At 46.0% G+C, this 19,818-nt stretch carries 18 protein-coding genes; 11 read left to right on the top strand and 7 right to left on the bottom strand.

The window, feature by feature from the left end; genetic code table 11:
• Nucleotides 1–170: 170 nt before the first annotated feature.
• Entirely contained in the window at nucleotides 171–938 is a 768-nt protein-coding gene (locus tag ACESZH_RS04420; RefSeq protein ID WP_373212030.1) for a sulfite exporter TauE/SafE family protein, read from the bottom strand.
• 4 nt (nucleotides 939–942) lie between these two features.
• A complete protein-coding gene (locus ACESZH_RS04425; RefSeq protein WP_373212027.1) occupies nucleotides 943–1,395 on the bottom strand; it encodes a MarR family winged helix-turn-helix transcriptional regulator in 453 nt (150 codons plus the stop codon).
• A 192-nt stretch (nucleotides 1,396–1,587) separates the two neighbouring features.
• Between ACESZH_RS04425 and ACESZH_RS04430 the strand changes: the two genes are divergently transcribed.
• Nucleotides 1,588–2,100 carry a cysteine hydrolase family protein gene (locus tag ACESZH_RS04430; RefSeq protein ID WP_373212026.1) on the top strand — a complete coding sequence of 171 codons (513 nt, stop codon included), beginning with the start codon at nucleotides 1,588–1,590 and terminating at the stop codon, nucleotides 2,098–2,100.
• 90 nt (nucleotides 2,101–2,190) lie between these two features.
• On the opposite strand, the gene ACESZH_RS04435 is transcribed toward ACESZH_RS04430, so the two are convergent.
• Both ACESZH_RS04435 and ACESZH_RS04440 read right to left on the bottom strand, forming a co-directional pair.
• A complete protein-coding gene (locus ACESZH_RS04435) occupies nucleotides 2,191–4,446 on the bottom strand; it encodes a glycogen/starch/alpha-glucan phosphorylase (RefSeq protein ID WP_373212023.1) in 2,256 nt (751 codons plus the stop codon).
• A gap of 119 nt (nucleotides 4,447–4,565) precedes the next feature.
• The gene (locus tag ACESZH_RS04440) at nucleotides 4,566–5,456 is read right to left on the bottom strand and encodes an AraC family transcriptional regulator (protein ID WP_373212020.1); all 891 of its coding nucleotides are present in this window, start codon (nucleotides 5,454–5,456) and stop codon (nucleotides 4,566–4,568) included.
• A gap of 56 nt (nucleotides 5,457–5,512) precedes the next feature.
• Between ACESZH_RS04440 and ACESZH_RS04445 the strand changes: the two genes are divergently transcribed.
• The 10 genes from ACESZH_RS04445 to ACESZH_RS04490 all read left to right on the top strand — a co-directional run bounded on the left by ACESZH_RS04445 (nucleotide 5,513) and on the right by ACESZH_RS04490 (nucleotide 17,788).
• Nucleotides 5,513–5,662, top strand: a complete 150-nt coding sequence (locus tag ACESZH_RS04445; protein ID WP_373212018.1) for a hypothetical protein — start codon at nucleotides 5,513–5,515, stop codon at nucleotides 5,660–5,662.
• Nucleotides 5,663–5,718: 56 nt separating this feature from the next.
• On the top strand, nucleotides 5,719–9,066 hold the full coding sequence (locus tag ACESZH_RS04450) for a fibronectin type III domain-containing protein (RefSeq protein WP_373212014.1): 3,348 nt from the start codon (nucleotides 5,719–5,721) through the stop codon (nucleotides 9,064–9,066).
• A gap of 243 nt (nucleotides 9,067–9,309) precedes the next feature.
• Complete coding sequence (locus ACESZH_RS04455) at nucleotides 9,310–10,599, top strand: ISLre2 family transposase (RefSeq protein ID WP_373212011.1); 1,290 nt, start codon at nucleotides 9,310–9,312, stop codon at nucleotides 10,597–10,599.
• Nucleotides 10,584–10,787 (top strand): hypothetical protein, encoded by a 204-nt coding sequence (locus tag ACESZH_RS04460; RefSeq protein ID WP_373212009.1) that lies wholly within the window; start codon nucleotides 10,584–10,586, stop codon nucleotides 10,785–10,787. Before ACESZH_RS04455 ends, ACESZH_RS04460 begins: the two co-directional genes overlap by 16 nt.
• A 452-nt stretch (nucleotides 10,788–11,239) precedes the next feature.
• Nucleotides 11,240–12,196: an Rpn family recombination-promoting nuclease/putative transposase gene (locus ACESZH_RS04465; RefSeq protein WP_373212006.1), complete on the top strand. Its 957-nt coding sequence runs from the start codon at nucleotides 11,240–11,242 to the stop codon at nucleotides 12,194–12,196.
• A gap of 179 nt (nucleotides 12,197–12,375) precedes the next feature.
• Nucleotides 12,376–13,164 carry an HD domain-containing protein gene (locus tag ACESZH_RS04470; RefSeq protein ID WP_373212003.1) on the top strand — a complete coding sequence of 263 codons (789 nt, stop codon included), beginning with the start codon at nucleotides 12,376–12,378 and terminating at the stop codon, nucleotides 13,162–13,164.
• Nucleotides 13,149–13,724: a M48 family metallopeptidase gene (locus ACESZH_RS04475; RefSeq protein ID WP_373212001.1), complete on the top strand. Its 576-nt coding sequence runs from the start codon at nucleotides 13,149–13,151 to the stop codon at nucleotides 13,722–13,724. Before ACESZH_RS04470 ends, ACESZH_RS04475 begins: the two co-directional genes overlap by 16 nt.
• 51 nt (nucleotides 13,725–13,775) lie before the next feature.
• Nucleotides 13,776–17,084 (top strand): UvrD-helicase domain-containing protein, encoded by a 3,309-nt coding sequence (locus tag ACESZH_RS04480; protein ID WP_373211999.1) that lies wholly within the window; start codon nucleotides 13,776–13,778, stop codon nucleotides 17,082–17,084.
• Nucleotides 17,085–17,101: 17 nt separating this feature from the next.
• The gene (locus ACESZH_RS04485; protein ID WP_373211996.1) at nucleotides 17,102–17,326 is read left to right on the top strand and encodes an aspartate dehydrogenase; all 225 of its coding nucleotides are present in this window, start codon (nucleotides 17,102–17,104) and stop codon (nucleotides 17,324–17,326) included.
• Between the two features lie 6 nt (nucleotides 17,327–17,332).
• Nucleotides 17,333–17,788, top strand: coding sequence for a metallophosphoesterase (locus ACESZH_RS04490; protein WP_373211994.1), 456 nt, complete (start codon nucleotides 17,333–17,335; stop codon nucleotides 17,786–17,788).
• An 18-nt stretch (nucleotides 17,789–17,806) separates the two neighbouring features.
• On the opposite strand, the gene ACESZH_RS04495 is transcribed toward ACESZH_RS04490, so the two are convergent.
• Genes ACESZH_RS04495 through ACESZH_RS04505 form a run of 3 tightly spaced genes read right to left on the bottom strand, consistent with a single transcriptional unit; the run spans nucleotide 17,807 to nucleotide 19,810 of the window.
• Complete coding sequence (locus tag ACESZH_RS04495; RefSeq protein WP_373211992.1) at nucleotides 17,807–18,406, bottom strand: AAA family ATPase; 600 nt, start codon at nucleotides 18,404–18,406, stop codon at nucleotides 17,807–17,809.
• A 13-nt stretch (nucleotides 18,407–18,419) separates the two neighbouring features.
• Complete coding sequence (locus tag ACESZH_RS04500) at nucleotides 18,420–19,082, bottom strand: amino acid ABC transporter permease (RefSeq protein ID WP_373211990.1); 663 nt, start codon at nucleotides 19,080–19,082, stop codon at nucleotides 18,420–18,422.
• Nucleotides 19,076–19,810: an amino acid ABC transporter permease gene (locus ACESZH_RS04505; protein WP_373211988.1), complete on the bottom strand. Its 735-nt coding sequence runs from the start codon at nucleotides 19,808–19,810 to the stop codon at nucleotides 19,076–19,078. Before ACESZH_RS04505 ends, ACESZH_RS04500 begins: the two co-directional genes overlap by 7 nt.
• Between the last annotated feature and the right edge of the window lie 8 nt (nucleotides 19,811–19,818).

A 19,818-nucleotide genomic window follows, 5' to 3' on the forward strand; every position in this document is an offset into this window, starting at 1 on the left:
ACAAGCTACAATAATAAATGACACGCACTCTATAATTTCTGCGTGTTAAATTAAAATTTTCTTTCCATTCGTGTTTTCGTGTGGCGGTTTATAAATAAACTATATTGAGATACAAGGCATTTGGGCGCCTTCCTTAGGGAGGTGCCCAAATGACCGCGTTTTTTGACGGCTTACAGATAATTTACAGCCAGGATCGCAGCTCCGAGAACAGTAAGAACAACGCCTGTTGCACGGTTCAGTGTGATGGCGCTTGCTTTGTTTGCAAATCTGGCTGCGATTCTTGCCCACAGGAGTGTGGAAAGAACGCAGAAAACCAGGCACCACATATCAGGAGCGCCGCCGATGGCAAAGTGGCTGACAGCTCCGGTAAAGGCGGTGAAAGCCATGATAAAAACACTGGTTCCTACGGCAGTTTTTAATTCGTATCCCAGAACTGTGGTAAGGATCAGGAGCATCATCATGCCGCCGCCCGCACCTACGAATCCGCAGATAAATCCAATGAGGGTTCCGCAGAGAACAGATTGGACAAAGCGTTTTTTAGCGCTGACGGAAGCCATGGATTCTTTGGTGGTCATGACTGGCTTTACGATGAATTTAATGCCCAGAAGCAGAGTCATAAATACGGAAAAATTGCCCATGGCATGACTTGGAACAAGGCTGGAAACCCAGCTTCCTACCATGGTAAAAAGCAGTACCGTAACCATCATGGTAAGGCCGTTTTTGATGTCAAGATTTTTATTTTTGCCATAGGTATAGGCGCTTACGGCGCTGGCTAATACATCGCTGGCAAGAGCGATCCCCACGGCCTGATATGCGGGAATATGCAGGAATGTGATGAGCATGGGACTGATAACAGCAGCAGCGCTCATACCTGCAAAGCCGGTTCCCAATCCGGCGCCGATGCCTGCTATAAAACAGATAAGCAGTTTATACCACATATGTTTATACCTCCTTTAATGTGTCGCGGATAGCGGCGTTGATTTTCCTTGAAATGCGTTCCAGAACGGCAACCTCCTCCTGGGAAAGACTGCCGAATATCCGGACGAATATTTGACGCTGAGCTTCCTGCCCGGCGGTCACGATTTGGGAGGAGGCGGGCAGAAGCTTCAGATGAACGGTTTTATTATTACCGGAATGAAGAGTGCGTTCCAGATATCCCTTATCCTCCAAAAGGTGCAGGCAGGTGGATACATGGGATTTGGTAAAGCGTTTCTGCTCTACAATATCTCTTGCCGTATCGTAGCCCGGATTATTGGCGAGAAACAGCAGAATGTCCAGCTCCATCCGGGAAATGTGGTACTGAGAGCAAAGCGGCTCCATAGTGCGGTCATAGATTTTTTTGGTTAATGTGGAATTGCTGCGGTATTCAGCAAGCATTTCCTGAGGTTTTTTCACGATCAGACACCTCCAATATAGTTCTTTTTAGAACAAAAATATTGTAGCATATAATTGGTACTTGTCAACAGTTTTGGGGAATTTTCATGAAAATATCATTGGGCGGGAAAAATCAAAAAGCTTTTTTAAAATTACAGGAATGTGTTATACTGGATAAAAGGTAAAACCATGGAGATGGAAAGGAGATGTGCCATGAAGCGGTTGTTGGTTGTTGTGGACATGCAGAAGGATTTTATAGACGGGAGTCTTGGAACAAAAGAAGCCCAGGCGATCGTGCCAAAGGTTGCAGAAAAAATCAGGGAATATCAGGCGGCAGGAGATGAGGTCGTCTTTACCCTTGACACCCACGAAGAGAATTATCCTGACACGCAGGAAGGTAAAAAGCTTCCCGTAATCCACTGTATAAAAAATACTGCTGGCTGGGAGCTTGACCAGGCATTGAGAGAATTTAAAGGGAAACGATTTGAAAAGCCCTCCTTTGGCAGCAAAGAACTGGCGGCGTGGGTAGCGGAAGAGGGGTTCGACGGGATTGAACTGATTGGCTTATGTACGGATATCTGCGTGATTTCTAACGCTCTGCTTTTAAAGGCGTATCTGCCGGAAGCGGAAATTACAGTAGATGGTTCCTGCTGTGCCGGAGTGACGCCCCAGAGCCATACAAATGCCCTGGAAGCTATGAAAATGTGTCAGATACAGGTGAAATAAATCAGCATAAAAAAGAGGGATGCCGAATCCCTCTTTTTTGCGCCGTGATGAACGATGCCTGGCATTGTTTTGGCAGTATAATGCCGTTTTTTATAAATGCCAAATATCATGATTATACTGCTCAATTGTTCTGTCTGAGGAGAAGAAACCTGCCTTTGCAATGTTCACAAGCATTTTCTCCGCCCATTTTTCGCGGTCATTGTAATCCTCTAATGCCTGGTTTTTAACACGGATATAGTCTTCCAGATCCAGAAGAGTCATAAACCAGTCTTTGTTTACCAGCTCGTTATAGAGGCTGCGCAAATGCTCCTCTTTTCCAAGGCGCAGCATCTCATCGCTGACAATAAAATCCACGTATCTGCGGATGTTCTCATTACCCTCATAGATTGCGCGTGAGCAGTAGTCGGATTTTGAGTAGTGCTCAATGATCTGCTGGCTGGATTCACCAAAAATGTAAATGTTTTCCTCACCTACAAGATCGCCGATCTCCACATTTGCCCCGTCAAGGGTACCCAGGGTCACTGCGCCGTTCAGCATGAATTTCATATTACCGGTTCCGCTTGCTTCCTTGGAGGCCAGGGAGATCTGCTCGGAAATGTCACATGCAGGAATCAGTTTTTCCGCTGCGCTGACATTGTAATTTTCCACCATTACAACCTTCATATAAGGAGATACATCGGGATCATTTTTCACCAGATTCTGGAGCGTCAGAAGCAGATGAATAATGTCTTTAGCAATGTAATAAGCGGGTGCTGCCTTTGCTCCAAACAGGAAGGTCAAAGGTCTGGAAGGCTTCTTTCCTCCTTTGATTTCCAGGTATTTGTAGATAATATACAGGGCATTTAACTGCTGGCGTTTGTACTCGTGAAGTCTTTTTATCTGAATATCAAAAATGCTGTTTTCATCAATCTCCACCCCTGTATTTGCCATGACAAAATCCTTGCACACCTTTTTGGCGTCCGTCTTGATTTCCAGCAAACGGGATAAAACAGCCGGGTCATGTCGGAATGCCATAAGCTTTTCCAGCTCCGCTGCATCCTTCTTAAAGCCATCTCCAATGAGGGAGGAAATATATGCGGTCAAAGGTCTGTTGCAGTACATCAGCCAGCGGCGGAAGGTGATACCGTTTGTCTTATTATTAAATTTTTCAGGATAAATCTTGTAAAAAGCGTGAAGCTCGCTGTTTTTCAGAATATCGGTATGCAGTGCTGCCACGCCGTTGATGGAAAAGCCATAGTGGATATCCATATGAGCCATATGCACCAGTTCATTTCCGTCAATGATCGCAACCTCGGGCTGAGGATATTTTTCTTTTGCCTTTGCATCCAGCCTGCGGATAATGGGCACAAGCTGAGGTACGATCTCCTCCAGAAAATGGATGGGCCATTTTTCCAGGGCTTCGGCCAGGATGGTGTGGTTGGTGTACGCGCACACATGGGAAACGATCTCGCTTGCCTCGTCAAAGCTGATGCCCTGTTCTGTGAGCAGCCGGATCAGCTCCGGAATGATCATGCTGGGATGGGTGTCGTTGATCTGGATCACCGCATAATCGGCAAGGTCGTGAAGGGTGCATCCCTTAGCTTTCGCCTCATCCAGAATAAGCTGCGCGGCGTTGCTTACCATGAAATACTGCTGGTAAATGCGGAGCTTTCGTCCGGCATCATCGCTGTCATCCGGATACAGAAACAGGGTCAGATTATGGAGAATATCCTTTTTGTCAAAGGCGATCCCATCGTGGACAATGTTTTCATCCGCAATATCAATATCGAAAAGACGGAGACGAATGGACTTATTTTCATAGCCTGCTACGTCGATATTGTACAGGGTGGATTTCAAAGAAAAGCCGCGGAACGGAACCATATAACACACATCGGCAGGGGTGAGCCAGCTCGTATCCGTAATCCATGGGTTCGGTGTTTCCTTCTGGAGTCCATCCTTAAAAACCTGTTTAAACAGCCCCAGGTGATAGTTCAGACCGATTCCTTCTCCGGGAAGCCCAAGGGTTGCAATGGAATCCAAAAAGCAGGCTGCCAGACGGCCGAGACCGCCGTTCCCAAGGGAAGGTTCCGGTTCAACTTCCTCAATTTCTGCCAGGGATTTTCCGTTCTTTTCAAGAAAGTCAGAAACCTCGTCGTAAATTCCAAGATTGATCAGATTATTAGAGAGAAGCTTGCCAATGAGGAATTCGGCGGAAATATAATATATTTTTTTCTTTCCCTCATGGTAGCCTTTTGTCTCCAGCAAATTTTTTGTGTATGTCAGAAGTGCGTTGTATAGTTCTTCGTTTGTACAGGCAGAACAGTCCTTTTGAAACATGTCGTGAATGAATGTTTTTAAAGCCTCCATTGTCGTATTTTCTCCTTCCTGGATGATAAGATTTTATGGTTGCTTAGGCAGTGCCTACTGTTTGATTGCATTTATCTTAGCATGCGCAGATAGAGGAAAAATACAACAAAATTGTTCTGTTATGACATGTTTTTGCGATATTTGTGAGGGGATAACTGGTTCGCCTGCTGGAATTTTTTTATAAAATAACTGGTATTATTAAAGCCTACATCCAGGGCGATTTCCGTGACGGAGCTGTCTGTATGAAGCAGCAGAGCCTTGGCTTTTTCCAGACGAAAGTCGTTCAGATAGGCGGCGACAGTTTTTCCGGTGTACTGCTTAAAAAGCTTCATGAAATAATATTCGCTGTAATTAGACAGTGCAGACAGCTCCTTTGCAGTCAGGGGTTCCCGGTAATGCTGGCTGATGTAATCCAGAACAGTCTTTACGGATGCAAGATTTCTGTTCTGCTCCGCGTCAGCAGTGATGATGTAGTGCCCAATGAGCATTTCGTAGAAGAAATCGTAAAAAAGGCTCTTCAGTTTTACAAAATAAAAGGGGCTTTTTTCGCGGTGGCATTGATGGATTTCAGTGAAAAGCCTGGAAAGCTGTTCATAGTTTGAGTCGCCAGGGGAGATGAGATGGGTAAATTCTGCCTTGTTTTCCAGGAGACGGGAAACGAGACGTTCCTGACACAGATCTCCGGCGGGACTGGTAAGAAAGCTTAGATCAAACACAATACTTCTATAATAAAGAACATTTTTCAAATCGGATTTAATGCCGTGTATAACTCCGCTGTTTACCATAAGAATATCGCCCTGCTTCAGGCGTAGACTTTCCCGGTTAAGCCGTGCCAGGCCGCAGCCCTGGTCGATGAAGAGAATCTCCATTTCCTTGTGCCAGTGGTTATATAAGGAGCGAAAGATCGCGCAGTTGTCCGTGTAAGTCTCTACAGGAAGCTCAAAGGAGCCGTGGCTTTCCAGCTCTTTCAGGGTTTCGTCCACCTGCGGCGGGTGTGTTGTTTCGGACATGAAGACCTCCTTTGCAAGGAAAACAGTATGGTTGGTTTTGGTATGTGGTTGGCTTTATGATATTAGGTTGGAAGGGAATTGTCAACAGGTGGAAAAGGGGGATAGAAAAAGAAAATCGAAAATTAAAAACAATTTTGGAAAAACTTTTGAAAAATACTGAAAAAAATACGGGGGGGGGTATTGTCAAACAATTCCAAAGAAGGTAAAATATATATAACTGTATATAATGTACGGCTAAAATAATTTAATTAGGAGGGCAAAGATGAAGAGAGATATTAAGTTGTTAAACAAATCTCTGGCACTTGCAATCACAGCAGCTATGACCATAACATCCATGTCACCAAGCGTTGTTATGGCTGAAAATGAATTTGCTGCTGTAGAGGAATTCGGCGATGGCTTTGAGGCTGTTGATGCCGTAGAAGCTCCGACCGCAGAAGAAGCCCCAGTCGCAGAAGAAGCTCCGGTTGAGGTGACTGAGGAAGAAGCAGGCTTTGGTGATGAAGCGGCTGCTGAAGCATTTGCAGACGAGTCTATGACAGATGAGGCTGTAGTAGCTGAAGCTGAGTCCGTAAGTGTAGGAACACCTGGCACACCGGCTAAGGTAACAGGTCTGTGGCTTGACACAGAGAGCCAGACTACGTGGCGACCGACTTTAAGGTGGAACTATATTGCAGGTGTCAGCAGATATGAGTTTTCCGTGGCAGACGCTCAGGGCAATGAGTATTACGCTTGGTTAGACTCAGAATATGATGAGACTACAGGTAAATACAATTACAAACCTGTTTACAGTCGTACTTACTATGGAGACAACATGCCGTGTATGGATATAGATTCTCTGAGCGGTTTGCATTCGTATAAGATCCTGGAAAATGGTTGGGAGTATGTGTATGCGGATGCGGAAAAGACCAAGCCTATGGAAAGCTTAACCGCAGGTCAGAAATACACCATCAAAGTTCGTGCAGTCTACACATATCAGGCAAGTGCAAATGATAAAGCCGTTGATACGGCTGGCGAATGGTCTGATGCTGTGGAGTATACAGTTCCAGCAGATAAAGTTCCGGTTCAGATTACAAATCTCAGATTTGCATCTGAAGATGAGGAGTATATGTACTTTGAGTTTGATGGGGCCGTAAAAGCCGGATATATCGAGTGCAGATATACAGACGATGAGAAGTACGCTGAGTTCGAGTATGACTGGGAGTGGAATTGGGCTTCTAATTACAGCGATGGCTACAAGATCAAGCTGAAAAAAGCAGATTATGAAAGCGGCAAGACGTATTATATGCGGGTCGCAAATAATGTGGACGGCGAATATGTTACGGATACAAACGGCAAGACTGTTTGGTCAAACGTAATCAGCTTCACCGTTACCAAACAGGAAAAGCCTCTGAAGGCTATTACAGGCTTTGCTCTGTATAATACCACAAGAACCACTTTTGAATTCCATTTTGATCCTGTATTAGAGAGCGAAGATAACTGGGAACTTCAGTATTCCAAGGATCCGAATTTTGTTACGGATGTTAATAAGAGCACCGGCGAACTTACCATTTACAAATATGCCCTTGAGCCAGGCGTTACTTATTATGTAAGAGCACTTACTTATAAGTACAACGACAAAGGGGAAAAGGAGTATGGACCGGCTTCTGGGATTGTGACGATCTCTAAGGCACAGGCTCCGTCCATCACAAACCTTACGGTTGCTGAAAGAACGCAGAATGAGTTTGTATTTAAATACACAGGTGTTCTGAATAATTACTGCGGTATTGAGTATTGGGTATCCGAGGATGCTGCATTTGCAAACAACCCGGATATTACAGGCGCATATTACGAGACATATGATGAAAACAGCTTTTCTATCAACTTCTCTGAACTGACACCTGGCAAGACCTACTATGTACGCGCCAGAGCGTTCAGTACCGAGGACGCACTGCAGGATGATAACACGGTGGAAGACAGATATTACAGTGACTTTACTAACACAGTAACTGTAAAACCGACGGTTCCTAAGGTATTTGTTTCTTCTGTTGCAGCATCTACAAGCATTACCCTGCGTATGAGTCCGCTTCAGAGAGGTTATGTAACAGGTTATCAGATCCAGAAAAAGGTTGGAAAGAAATACCAGACTCTGACTAAGACTACAGAAGGCGCATATGCGAACAAGAAGCTGAAAGCCGATACGACTTATGCTTACCGTGTAAGAGCATACTATGTGGATGAGAAGACAAACAAGACCACATGGGGAACATGGACCTATTATGATGCTACTACCTGGGGCGGAAACCTGAACCTGGTCGCTACTCCAAAGAGTGCAACCGCTGTGAAGCTTGTATGGAATAAGATTTCCGGTGCTAAGGGCTATGAAGTATACCGTAAGGTGACAAGCTCCAATGCTTCCACATACAGCGCAGCTGCTGGAAGCAACGCATACGAGAAGTGGGTTCTGGTTAAGACCATTACAAAGGCATCCACAAAATCCTACACCGTTTCCAAGCTTACCGCTGGAAGAGATTATGAATTCAAGGTTCGTGCATATAAGACAGTGGGAACCAAGAAATTCTACATTGAAGATACGGATTCTGCAAGCCTTGCTTTTGAGGGAGGCGTTACGGTTATCAGCACAAAGCGCAATACCAACGGCACTGTAAAGGCTAGCTGGAAACCTGTATATTCCGGAAACGGCTACGTGATTGAGAAGTATAATGATAAGACAGATGAATATGAGCTGTTTGCCACTATCGCAAAGGCTTCCACATCTTCCTATACCTTCCCGGCTGCTGTTGGCGAGTCTGTAGACTACAGAATCCGCGCATACAAGAATGGAAATTCTGGAGAGCCTAAGGAATATTCATACAGCAGTGAGATTATTTCCGTTTCACCATATCTGGCTGCACCTACAGGTGTAACCGCAAAGGCAAACAATGCTGACGGAAGCATCACCGTATCCTGGAAGGCTGTTGCAGGGGCTGATTATTATCAGGTATACAGAACTACATCACCGGCACGTACTCAGGATAAGGATACAAATTCTTACTACTATAATGGAGGATATGAGGTTCCTGTTTTAGTAGAGGATGCAAATTCCATAGCTGGATATAAAGTTTCCGAAGATGAGTTGACTGCTACCACTCTTGTTGACAGAGCTGTTAAGTATACGAACACGAATGGTATTGAGAAGACGTTCGTGAAAGGACCGAGCGCAGGCGTTAAATACTACTACTATGTAGTTGCTTACAAATACGGAAATGGCTACGAGAGAGAAAACAACAAGGGTCTTTATTCCAGCGGTGCAAGCAAGGCAGCAAGCGCATCCGTAACAAAGGCAAGCGTTGCAGCTCCGAAGATGAGTTCCGTAAAAGCAACTGCAGGCAAGGTTACGATCACATGGAAGAAATCTGCAAACGCAACCGGATATGAAGTATACCGTTCCACAAAGAAATCTTCCGGTTATACTAAGATTGCTACCACTAAGAGCACAGTTGTAAAATATGCAGATAAGAAAGCTACCAAGGGTAAGAAATACTACTACAAGGTACGCGCTGTCTCCACAAATGAGGCTGGAATCGATATCTATTCCGGTTACTCAGGCGTAAAATCCGCAACAGCAAAATAATACAGTAGCTATTTTGTTCAAGATTGCTATCTGAAATAAGAACCGCCGCAGGTGTGAATTCGCCTGCGGCGGTTTTTAACAGCCAGCCGACATTGCCACCGGAGATGGCAGCAGATTCAGAACAAACGGGACCGCTAGCGTAAAGTTTTAGTCGGAAAATTAAAAATGGTAATAAAAGAGAACACCACTTTGTGATAAAGTATTTAGCGACCAAACTAATACAAACAAAGGAAGGTGTTCTCTATGGTTAAGAGTATAAAACATTTCGCGGAAGAAAGCATCAGTATTTTTGAAAAATTGGAGGATGATTTTTTTAAGCATCCTGAGAAGATGGCAGAGTATATCAAAGGGATCACCAGAGAATTGCATAAGGTTGGTCTCCTTATGATTCAGGAGTCTTTGGAGCAGATGAACCAACAACTGAAGGACAGTGGTAAGAGGACAACGGGATGGTACGTTGAAAAAGACAGTCAGAAGCAGCTGGTCACATCACTGGGAACAGTGCACTTTACAAAAACTCTTTTCGTGAACAGAGAAACAGGTAAGATGGAGTATCTGCTGGACAGAATCCTGGGGCTGGAAAAACACGAAAGGATAACAGAAGATGCTATAGCAGCGATGCTGGAAGAGGCTGTACAGACTTCCTACAGGAGAGGCGGCGAGGAAAGCAGTCTGGAAGGGACTGTGAGCAAACAGACCGTAAAAGCAAAACTGCATGGTTTGAAATTACCTAAAGACACCAGAGAACCTGAAAAGAAAAAGGAAGTTGAATATCTGTATATAGAAGCAGATGAGGATCATGTTTCCCTCCAGTTTCGCGAACGGAAGGGCGATCTGGTTGAAAACAGCAGTGGACAAAAAAACAACTGCCTGATCACAAAACTGGTGTATGTGCATGAAGGAATTGAACCGGAGGCACCGCAAAGCAAACGATATAAGCTGATAAATCCGCACTACTTTTGCAGGGTATGTGACGGAAAAGATAATGAAGCATTCTGGGATGAAATCTATGAATATATCCATGCCCATTATGAGATGGAGAAAGTAAAAAAGATCTATCTGAATGCAGATGGAGGTGGCTGGATAGAAACAGCAAGGACACGGATCAGAGGAGTAGCGTATGTACTGGATGAATTTCATTTACAGAAATACCTGATCCGTCTGATCAGCCATATGAAAGACAGTGCAGATGATGCACTCAGAGAATTGAGAACCGCTATACGCAGGGGAACGAAAGCAGAGCTGTGTGAGATCGTGGAAAGGCTGAAGGATGCGCTTCCGGAAGAAAGCGTAGAATCAGGGAGGAGACGTCTGGAGCAGAGCCGGGATTATATACTGGAGAACTGGGGAGCAGCACGACTGCGTCTGCTCCACAAAGGCGGAGTGATCGGAAGCAGTACGGAGGGACATGTAAGCCACGTCCTGTCAGCAAGGATGAGCTCCAGGCCAATGGGATGGAGCCGGACAGGAGCTGGGAAGATGGCACAGTTGAGAGCGTATTATATAATGGCGGGGATATGCTGGAACTGGTAAGATACCAGAAAGCAGAACGGCCAAAAGCGGCAGGATGTGAACAGGGAATCATGCTGTCGGCCGAGATGTTCAAAAGTGAGAAAAGCAGGTATGGCATACTAGGAAAATATGTGGATGCAATGACGCACAGTGTCAGCCTGGACACAAAGAAAAAAGTATACTTCAATGAACATATCTGGGGATTGTAAAAAGGTGGCAGATGCCGCAGATATACTTAGGTCTGCTTGACGATAGAAAAGGCTGCGGACCGGAGTCCTGTCAAGGACAAAGCCGCAGAGCGGTGTTACACATCCTTGACAGGAACCGGTACACAGCCTAAAAGCACATCCAAGCGGACCTAAGTGGCTCGCTGTCCCGGAAGGGACTTGCAAAAAAGATGAGAATGAAGTAAAGTTGGGATAAGAAAATCTATGCTGGATACTTTATCTGAGCATCAAGGGTAAACTCTAACCCATTTATTCCGACAGTAAACTTACGCAATCAACGGGACCTTTTCTGTTGTAATGACATTTATATTATGATAAGATGAATGTACAGCATAACGATAGGGGAAGTACTTTTTAGTCCCACTACCATATAATCTGATATATGACGTGTCGAAAAGTGAATCTTACATAAAATAAAGGTAGGGTACATGCGGATGAGCAGAAAAGACACAGTCACAAAAGATTACATGAAAGATACAAAAGTGTTTGCGGATGCCTTTAACTATTTGATATATGGCGGCAGACAGGTCATTGACCCGGATAAGCTTCACGAACTGGATACCACAGCCATCGCGCTTCCTTATGGAGTAGATGGGGCATCGGTGCCAGTACAGAAATATCGTGACGAGTTGAAATACCTTACAGCTATGGAAGATGAAAGGGCAGCATATTTGATTCTGGGAATCGAGAACCAGTCGGAGATTCATTATGCAATGCCGGTAAAGGACATGTTGTACGATGCTTTGCAATATGCGGAGCAGGTTTCTCAGGCGGCGAGGTCGTATCGCAGTCGTGGGGAAATGTCAGTTTCCAGCGGAGAGTTTCTGAGCGGTTTTCGAAAGGAAGATAAGCTTCTTCCTGTGATCACACTGGTGATTTTTTTCGGCGCGGAAGAATGGGATGGGCCTATGAGCCTGCATGAGATGCTCTCAGTGGAGGAAAAGGAGATATTGGCGTTTGTGCCGGACTATCGGATTAATCTGATTTCGCCTGCATCTATGGCAGAAGACGAAATAGAAAGATTCCGGACCAGTCTACGGGAGGTTATGCTGTACATTAAATATTCAAAAGATAAAAAGAAGCTTGGATCACTGTTACAGGCTGATGAGAAGTTTAAAAGTGTAGAGCGGAAGGCGGTAGAAGTGATGAATGCGATAACAGGTATACATATGGAAATCGAAGAAGATGAAGAGAAGGTCGATATGTGCGAAGGCATGAAGGGGCTTCTGAATGATGCTAAAGAAGATGGCGTTCGCGAAGCAATCTTGGCCGCCATCCAAAAGATGATGAAATCCCTGGGACTTACAGCGGAGCAGGCGATGAAGGTGCTGGAAATTCCGGAAAAAGATTACCCGGAATATCTTGCCGGAATATCCAAATTGGAGAAGTAGAGAAAATAACAGAAACGACACGTCAAATATGCTGTATGGCGGAACTGCTTTCGGGCGGCTCCGCTTTTTATTGCTTTTTGACCTGCTATTTTATATAATTACGTTAGCACTTGTATATGGAAACAGGGCTTTCTTTATACACCAATACTGATATACCGAATGAAAAAGGAGCACACATCATGTCCATAGATTTTGCCGGGGCAAGGGAAGCCTTTGAGGAATACCTGAATGAATACGACAGGGAAGACGAGAAGATAAAATTAAAAATTGTACATACCTACGGTGTGATAGGATGCGCAAGGGAGATTACCCGGAGAATGGAGTTGAGCCAGGAAGATCGGGAGCTGGCAGCGATCATTGCGCTGCTTCACGACATCGGCAGATTTGAACAGATAAAGCTTTTTGACAGCTTTCAGCCTGACACTATGGACCATGCGGCGTTCGGTGCGAAGCTTCTTTTTGAAGGGGAAAAACCTATGATCCGACGCTTTGTCAGGGAAGATTGCTTCGATGAAATCATTCATACCGCAATTGCAAAGCACAGCGATTTTAAGCTGGAGGGCATCGCAGACAAACGCACTTTGCTCCATGCAAAACTGATACGGGATGCAGATAAGCTGGATAACTGTCGTGTCAAGCTGGTGGAGTCTGTAGAAACCATGCTTGGTATGGATAAAGAGGCGGCTGGAAAAGGAAAGATTTCCCCAAAGGTATGGGAATCCTGCATGAAAAAAGAGTCTGTGCTTTCCGCTGACAGGCAGACAGGAGTGGACTACTGGGTGTCCTATGTGGCACAGTATTATGATGTGAATTTTCCGGAAACATGGGAAATCATAAAAGAAAAAAACTATGTGAGACGAATCGTGGAACGCCTTCATTATAAAGACCCGGAAACGTTTCAGAAGATGGAGCAATTGACAGCAGAAATGGAAGCATATATGGAGAGCGAAATATGCAGGAAAGTTTGACAGATGTTCAGCCCTTCCGCTACAAAGTCATCCGTAGCAAGCGCAGGACAATGGCATTGGAAATACGTCAGGACGGTCAGGTTGTGGTGAGAGCGCCGTACCGGATATCCCAGGTCAGGATTCAACGGTTTGTAGAAGAAAAAGCAGACTGGATACAAAAAAATCTGGAAAAAATACAAAACCAACAGCAGGAAAAAACACAGCTTCCCAAGCTGTCTCAGGAAGAGAGAATAAGGCTTCAGAAGGCAGCAGGAGAGGTATTTTTACAGCGTTCCAGATACTTCGCAGAGCTTTTGAACGTGCATTTTAACCGTATTACGATCCGGGAACAAAAGACGCGGTGGGGAAGCTGCAGCAGCAACCGGAATCTGAATTTTAACTGGAAACTGATGCTTGCTCCGCCGGAAATTCTGGACTATGTGGTGGTACATGAACTGTGTCATCTGAAGGAAATGAACCATTCTCCGGCTTTTTGGCATGAGGTAGAACAGATCTTGCCGGATTATGCCCAGCGGAAAAAATGGCTGAAGGACAATGGCTGGAAGCTGATGCAGGCATGAGAAAATATAGCAAAACGAAAAATAATTAGAAAACAGAAAGCTGGTGACAGTTTGAAGGCAATAGCAGATTTGCATATTCATTCCAGGTATTCCAGAGCAACCAGTAAGGAGGGTACACCGGAATATCTTGATCTATGGGCAAGAAAAAAGGGGATTTCTATAGTCGGAACAGGAGATTTTACCCATCCTGCATGGCGGGAGGAGCTGAATGAAAAGCTTACCCCGGCAGAGAACGGCTTTTACAAATTAAAAGAGGAATATGTTCTGGAAGAGGCAAAACGGATGGGAGGAGAAGCGCCCCGTTTTGTTATAACAGGAGAAATCAGTTCTATTTACAAAAAGAATGACAGAGTACGGAAAGTCCATAATGTCCTTCTCCTTCCCGGTCTGGAGGATGGGGAAAAGTTGGCGCGAAAGCTGGAAACCATTGGAAATATCCACTCAGACGGGCGCCCCATATTGGGATTGGACTGCAGGAATCTGCTGGAGATCATGCTGGAATTATGCCCCAGGGGGATGTTGGTTCCAGCTCATATCTGGACTCCGCATTTTGCATTGTTTGGGGCCTTTTCCGGCTTTGACACCATGGAGGAATGCTTTGAGGATCTGACCCCATATATCCATGCGGTAGAGACGGGCTTATCCTCTGACCCGCCTATGAATTGGAGATTGTCAGCACTGGATCGTTTCCAGCTTGTGTCAAACTCAGATGCACATTCTCCCGCAAAGTTGGGCAGAGAGGCAAATTTACTGGATATTGATTTTTCTTATGACGGACTTTACGGTGCTGTCCAGGAAGGCAAGGGACTGGAAGGAACCGTAGAATTTTTCCCGGAGGAAGGCAAATACCATTACGATGGGCACAGGAAATGCCATATCTGTTTAAGCCCTGCAGAGGCAGAAAAATATAATGGAAAATGCCCGGTGTGCGGTCGGAAAATGACAATAGGAGTAGACCACAGGGTGGTAGAGCTTGCTGACCGTGAGGAAGGCTTTGTGCGGAAAAATGCAAAGCCCTTTGAAAGCCTTGTACCGCTTCCCGAGGTGATCGCTGCTTCCACGGGACGGTCTGCCGCAAGCAGAAAAGTGCTGGAAGAGTATGAGGAAATCCTGGGAAAATTGGGCCCGGAATTTGAGATACTGAGGCAAATCCCCATTGAAGATATCAAAAAAGAGAGCGGATACCTGATAGCGGAGGGAATCCGCAGACTCCGTGCAGGACAGGTTATCCGGCGTCCTGGATTCGATGGGGAATATGGAACGATCAAGCTTTTTGAAAACCATGAGATACAGAATCTGGATGGTCAGATCAGTCTTTTCGGCACAGGAGAGTGGATGCTTCCGGAAGCGGAAAACAATGGAAAGTCGGATACGCCATTCGTGGCTGCGGCAGGCACGATGAGAAATCAGACAGTGGCTGGAAGTGCATGGAATGAGAGCCAGGGGCAGTCTGAGGGTACACAGAATGAGAGGCAGGTGCAGTCTGCAGGTACACAGAATGAGAGCCAGAAGCAGGGTTTGAGCACATTGAATGAGCGTCAGGTGCAGCTTGGGAGCACACTCAACGAGCGCCAGCAGCAGGCGGTGGAAGCCATTGACCGCGCGGTTGCAGTTATCGCCGGGCCGGGGACAGGTAAGACAAAGACACTGGTTTCCCGCATCCTCTATCTACTGGAAAACAGAAAAGTGAAGCCATCCGAGATCACGGCTGTGACCTTTACCAATCAGGCAGCCGCGGAGATGAAGGAGCGATTAACGGTACAGCTAGGCAGCCCGCGCAGCGTACAGCGGATGAATATCGGAACTTTCCATGCTGTCAGCCTGGATTTTTTGAAGAAAAAAGGAATGGATTTCCTGCTGGCAGGAGAGGAAGAGACCAGGGAGCTTGCCAAGGAGATCATTGCCGAATACGGACTTGATATAGCAACGCCTAAGTTTCTTCAGTCATTATCCAGTTGGAAAGTATCAGGCTGTGAGGACGAAAAGGATGAATGTTTCGCCCAGGCTTTTGCGGCTTTCCGGGAGAAAATGAGAGATAGCAGAAAGCTGGATTTTGACGATCTTTTACTGGAAACCCTGAGATGCTTCAAGGAGGCTGAAAAGGAAAATGACAGAAAAAAGCAGCCGTATGAGCAGCCTTTTACCTACCTTCTGGTGGACGAATTTCAGGATATCAGCCCGCTGCAATACGAGCTGATCCTTGCCTGGAATGCCCGCGGAAGGGAGCTGTTTGCTATCGGTGATCCCGACCAGTCCATTTACGGATTTCGGGGTTCGGACGCCCATTGCTTTGAGCGGCTTCAGAAGGATTATCCGGAGCTTAAGGTCATTCATTTGGAGGAGAACTACCGTTCCAGCGGAAAGATTTTGTCCGCTGCGACAGCAGCTATCTCCAACAATCCGGGAGGAGACAGATTTCTCCATGCGAACCGTCCGGAGGGCGTTCCGGTGCGGATCGTAAAGGCAGCAGGAAAAATGCCGGAGGCTATCTTTGCAGCAAAGGAAATCAACCGTCTCATTGGCGGAATCGACATGGTGGATGTGGAACAGCAGGACACCTTCCGGGAGGAAAAAAGAACCTGGACTTTCCGTGATATTGCCATTCTGTACCGTACGCACCACCAGGCGCGGCTGCTGGAAAAATGCCTGTCCCAGGAAGGAATCCCCTATCTTGTAACAGGACGTGAGGATTTTCTGGAAAAGCCTCTGCTCAGAGGAACCATTGCCTTTTTCCATTCACTTTTGGAACCGGAAAAGAAGGAATATGCCATCGATGCAGGAAAGCTTCTGTGGAATCTTGATACGGAGGCTTCGGATCTGGAAAGCAGTATTTACGGGCAGATGGCTGAAAAATACCGGACCAAATGGAAGCGCAGCAAGCCGAAAAAGCTTCTGGAAACCTGGATGGAGGATCTTGAGCGAAAGGATGACAACGATTTTATAAATCTGGCACATATGGGAGCCTGCTATAATACCATGGCAGAGTTTTTGGACGCGCTGCTTTTAGGAGAAGAGGGCGATCTGAAACGCTGCGGCGGGAAATCCTATTCTGCGGATTCAGTACGCCTCATGACCCTGCACGGCTCCAAGGGCCTGGAGTTCCCTGTGGTGATTCTCTTTGGCGTTGGCAAAGGGGAGCTGCCCCTGGAAAACGAAAAATATCCTTCTGATGTGGAAGAGGAAAGGCGGCTTTTTTACGTGGGAATGACCCGTGCAAAAGAGGAGCTGATCATTACTTATGCAGGTGAGCCTTCGGAATTTCTGGAAGAATTACCGAAAGAAGATACAGCAGAGGAAAGAGCAGGAAAGAAACACGCTGTGGAAGCGGCACAGCAGTTGAGCCTGTTTGATTTTCTATGACCGGGAGGGGATAGGATATGTTTGGAAGGAAAAAGAAAGCGGAAAAACCGAAAGCTTATGATGCGGAGCGCCTTCGCCCGGTGATCAAATCCAGCATTTGTACAGGGGAAAAAGTAGCAGGCTTTGCAGACAGAAAAACAGGAAAATTCGAAGATGTGATGCTGATCCGGGGCGATGGGGATCTGCAGGCATTCTGTCTGCTTTACGGATTAAAGGAAGAAGAAATAGGAAAGATCTGGTGAGTAAGCATGGCAATAAAAGTAGGAATTATCTCAGATACACACGGGCTTCTGCGCCCGGAGGTGATGGAAATCCTGAAAACCTGTGACTGCATTCTCCACGGCGGAGATATCAATAAGCCGGGAATACTGGATGAACTGAGGCCTCTGGCAAATATCTATGTGGTGCGGGGGAATAACGACAAGGATTGGGCGGAAGGACTTTCCAAAAGCCTCAGATTCTCCATCGGAGGCGTGAAGTTCTTTATGGTGCATAACAAAAAGGACGTGGATTGGACTCTGGGAGATACGCAGGTCGTGGTGTTTGGGCACAGCCATAAATATTTCCAGCAGGAGATAGACGGGCGGCTGTGGCTGAATCCGGGAAGCTGCGGCAGAAGCCGTTTCGGAGGCGAAGTTACCATGGCGGTAATGACAACTGAGGACGGGCAGTATACCGTAGAAAAAATAGTCATTCCGGCATAGGCACGTCCTCAATCAGTCTCATGAAAGGTTAAATTTTTTTCTGGCAATTTCAGCAATCCAGTGGGCCGTTTCTTCCGGCCCCAGCATGGAGGAGTCTATCATAAGATGTTTGTGATCCGGACAGGATGGGAGGAAACCGGCATACTTTTTATGATAGGCATCCCGTGCTCTGTCAACGTCAGCAATGGTGCGTCTGGCTTCCGCCTCGCCCATTTCCAGACGGTTGATGCAGTTATCGAGCCGCTTTTCCAGCGGGGCATAGATGTAAATGTTCATGTTATTTTCATTGGATTCCAGGATCGCATCGGAACACCGCCCCACCAGAATGCAGCTTGATTTTTTTGCCAATTCTTTGATAATCTCTTTTTGCACATCAAAGATGATATTCTGCATATATTCTTTGTCTGTGCCAAGGGGGAACATCCGCCTCCAAAAGCGGTAGCTGGCCTGTTCCTCCGACTCACTGACCTGGGAGATCGGAAGGTTTAGCTTTTGAGAAACCTCCTCCACAATATCCCTGTCATAAAATTCTACACCCAGCTCCTCAGAAAGTTCTTTGGCTATGGTCCGGCCCATGCTTCCAAACTGCCGGGTAATGGTGATCGTAAATTTATCCATAAATGAAACCTCCTTACGCAGTTACAAGAGTCTTCTGATATTTTCGCACTACACAGCTTAAGGTAAAGCAGATGGCGAAATAGCAGATGGCTTCAAACGCAAACAGCATCAGCATACCGCGCAGATCATAAATAGATCCTAATACAACAGAACAGTTTCTCATAAACTCATTCACATCTACCATCTTCAGGAAGGATGTATCTTTTATGATCGTAATAACCTGGCTGACCAGGGCAGGGATTACCTTTTTTATCATCTGCGGAAGGATGATATACCAAAGAGTCTGGAGAAAATTAAATCCCTGGGACTGTGCTCCCTCAAACTGTCCAACGGGGATGGAATTCAAACCGCCGCGGAAAATCTCTGCCATAACTGCGGAGGTAAAAAGTGAAATGGCAAAGACAGAAACTGCAATTTTATCTCCTCTGACAGTAAAGTAGATCCAGAGGATCCAGAGCAGGTTTGGGGTGCAGCGGAAGAATTCCACATATGCGCCAACCAGAGCCGAAGCCCAGTGCCACTTTCCTTTGGCGTAGGTCCGGATAAGCGCCAGGATAGTACCGAAAAACATACTGATCAAGGTTGCAAGAACTGCAATAATAACAGTCATCCCAAGACCTTTCAGCATAAACGTTACATTTGCTGAGGTAAAAATTTGCTGAAACAGAGTCAACATAAGCCTTCCTCCTTCAGTATTTCATCCACATTTTTTGCCTTAGGAAGCCGCAGAGAGCGGATTTCCAGATAGCGTGCAAGCCGTGCCAGCGGGAAGCAGATCAGGAAGTAAAGCAGGGCGCTGGTGAAATAAGCCTGTGCAAAATACCCGCGCTCAGCGCCCCAGGAATCTGTGAAATACATCAGATCCATGCCGGCAGCCATAGCCAGAATGGAAGTATTTTTCACAAGGTTCAGGGCCTGATTCGCTAAAGGAGGCATAATGATCTTTATGGTCTGCGGAAGGATGATATGATACATGGTCTGCAGATAAGTAAAGCCCTGGGAAGCAGCCGCCTCGGACTGACCTTTTGGAATGGCTTCAATACCGGTGCGGATTACCTCTGAAATATAAGCTCCGTGATAAACACCTACTCCGATAACGCCCAGAACAAATTTGGGAATGCGGTAGCCTGTGCTGGAAAACAGCATGGGCAGAACCATGTAATAAAACATGACCTGCAAGGCAAGCGGTGTATTCTGAATTACTTCCACATAAATGCGGGCGATGATCTTAGCCGGTTTAAACTTCATGGTGGAAAGCATTCCGAAGATAATGCCGAGGATAAGAGCAACCATTAATCCTACAATGGCAATCTTCAGAGTCATGAGAAAGCCGGGAATATAATATTCCGGTATGGCGTCCCACAGAGCCGCCCACCGTTTGGCATCTAATAAACCTTTAATCATATCAATCT

Origin of the sequence: Ruminococcus sp. 5_1_39BFAA, from assembly GCF_964240875.1 — a bacterium.
Lineage (GTDB): Bacteria > Bacillota > Clostridia > Lachnospirales > Lachnospiraceae > Blautia_A.

Bases quoted from the DNA above. Each gene is read 5' to 3' on its own strand.
- ACESZH_RS04420 (WP_373212030.1), bottom strand. From the start codon at position 938: ATGTGGTATAAACTGCTTATCTGTTTTATAGCAGGCATCGGCGCCGGA.
- ACESZH_RS04430 (WP_373212026.1), top strand. From the start codon at position 1,588: ATGAAGCGGTTGTTGGTTGTTGTGGACATGCAGAAGGATTTTATAGAC.
- ACESZH_RS04435 (WP_373212023.1), bottom strand. From the start codon at position 4,446: ATGGAGGCTTTAAAAACATTCATTCACGACATGTTTCAAAAGGACTGT.
- ACESZH_RS04440 (WP_373212020.1), bottom strand. From the start codon at position 5,456: ATGTCCGAAACAACACACCCGCCGCAGGTGGACGAAACCCTGAAAGAG.
- ACESZH_RS04445 (WP_373212018.1), top strand. From the start codon at position 5,513: ATGATATTAGGTTGGAAGGGAATTGTCAACAGGTGGAAAAGGGGGATA.
- ACESZH_RS04450 (WP_373212014.1), top strand. From the start codon at position 5,719: ATGAAGAGAGATATTAAGTTGTTAAACAAATCTCTGGCACTTGCAATC.
- ACESZH_RS04455 (WP_373212011.1), top strand. From the start codon at position 9,310: ATGGTTAAGAGTATAAAACATTTCGCGGAAGAAAGCATCAGTATTTTT.
- ACESZH_RS04460 (WP_373212009.1), top strand. From the start codon at position 10,584: ATGCTGGAACTGGTAAGATACCAGAAAGCAGAACGGCCAAAAGCGGCA.
- ACESZH_RS04465 (WP_373212006.1), top strand. From the start codon at position 11,240: ATGAGCAGAAAAGACACAGTCACAAAAGATTACATGAAAGATACAAAA.
- ACESZH_RS04470 (WP_373212003.1), top strand. From the start codon at position 12,376: ATGTCCATAGATTTTGCCGGGGCAAGGGAAGCCTTTGAGGAATACCTG.
- ACESZH_RS04475 (WP_373212001.1), top strand. From the start codon at position 13,149: ATGCAGGAAAGTTTGACAGATGTTCAGCCCTTCCGCTACAAAGTCATC.
- ACESZH_RS04485 (WP_373211996.1), top strand. From the start codon at position 17,102: ATGTTTGGAAGGAAAAAGAAAGCGGAAAAACCGAAAGCTTATGATGCG.
- ACESZH_RS04490 (WP_373211994.1), top strand. From the start codon at position 17,333: ATGGCAATAAAAGTAGGAATTATCTCAGATACACACGGGCTTCTGCGC.
- ACESZH_RS04495 (WP_373211992.1), bottom strand. From the start codon at position 18,406: ATGGATAAATTTACGATCACCATTACCCGGCAGTTTGGAAGCATGGGC.
- ACESZH_RS04500 (WP_373211990.1), bottom strand. From the start codon at position 19,082: ATGTTGACTCTGTTTCAGCAAATTTTTACCTCAGCAAATGTAACGTTT.
- ACESZH_RS04505 (WP_373211988.1), bottom strand. From the start codon at position 19,810: ATGATTAAAGGTTTATTAGATGCCAAACGGTGGGCGGCTCTGTGGGAC.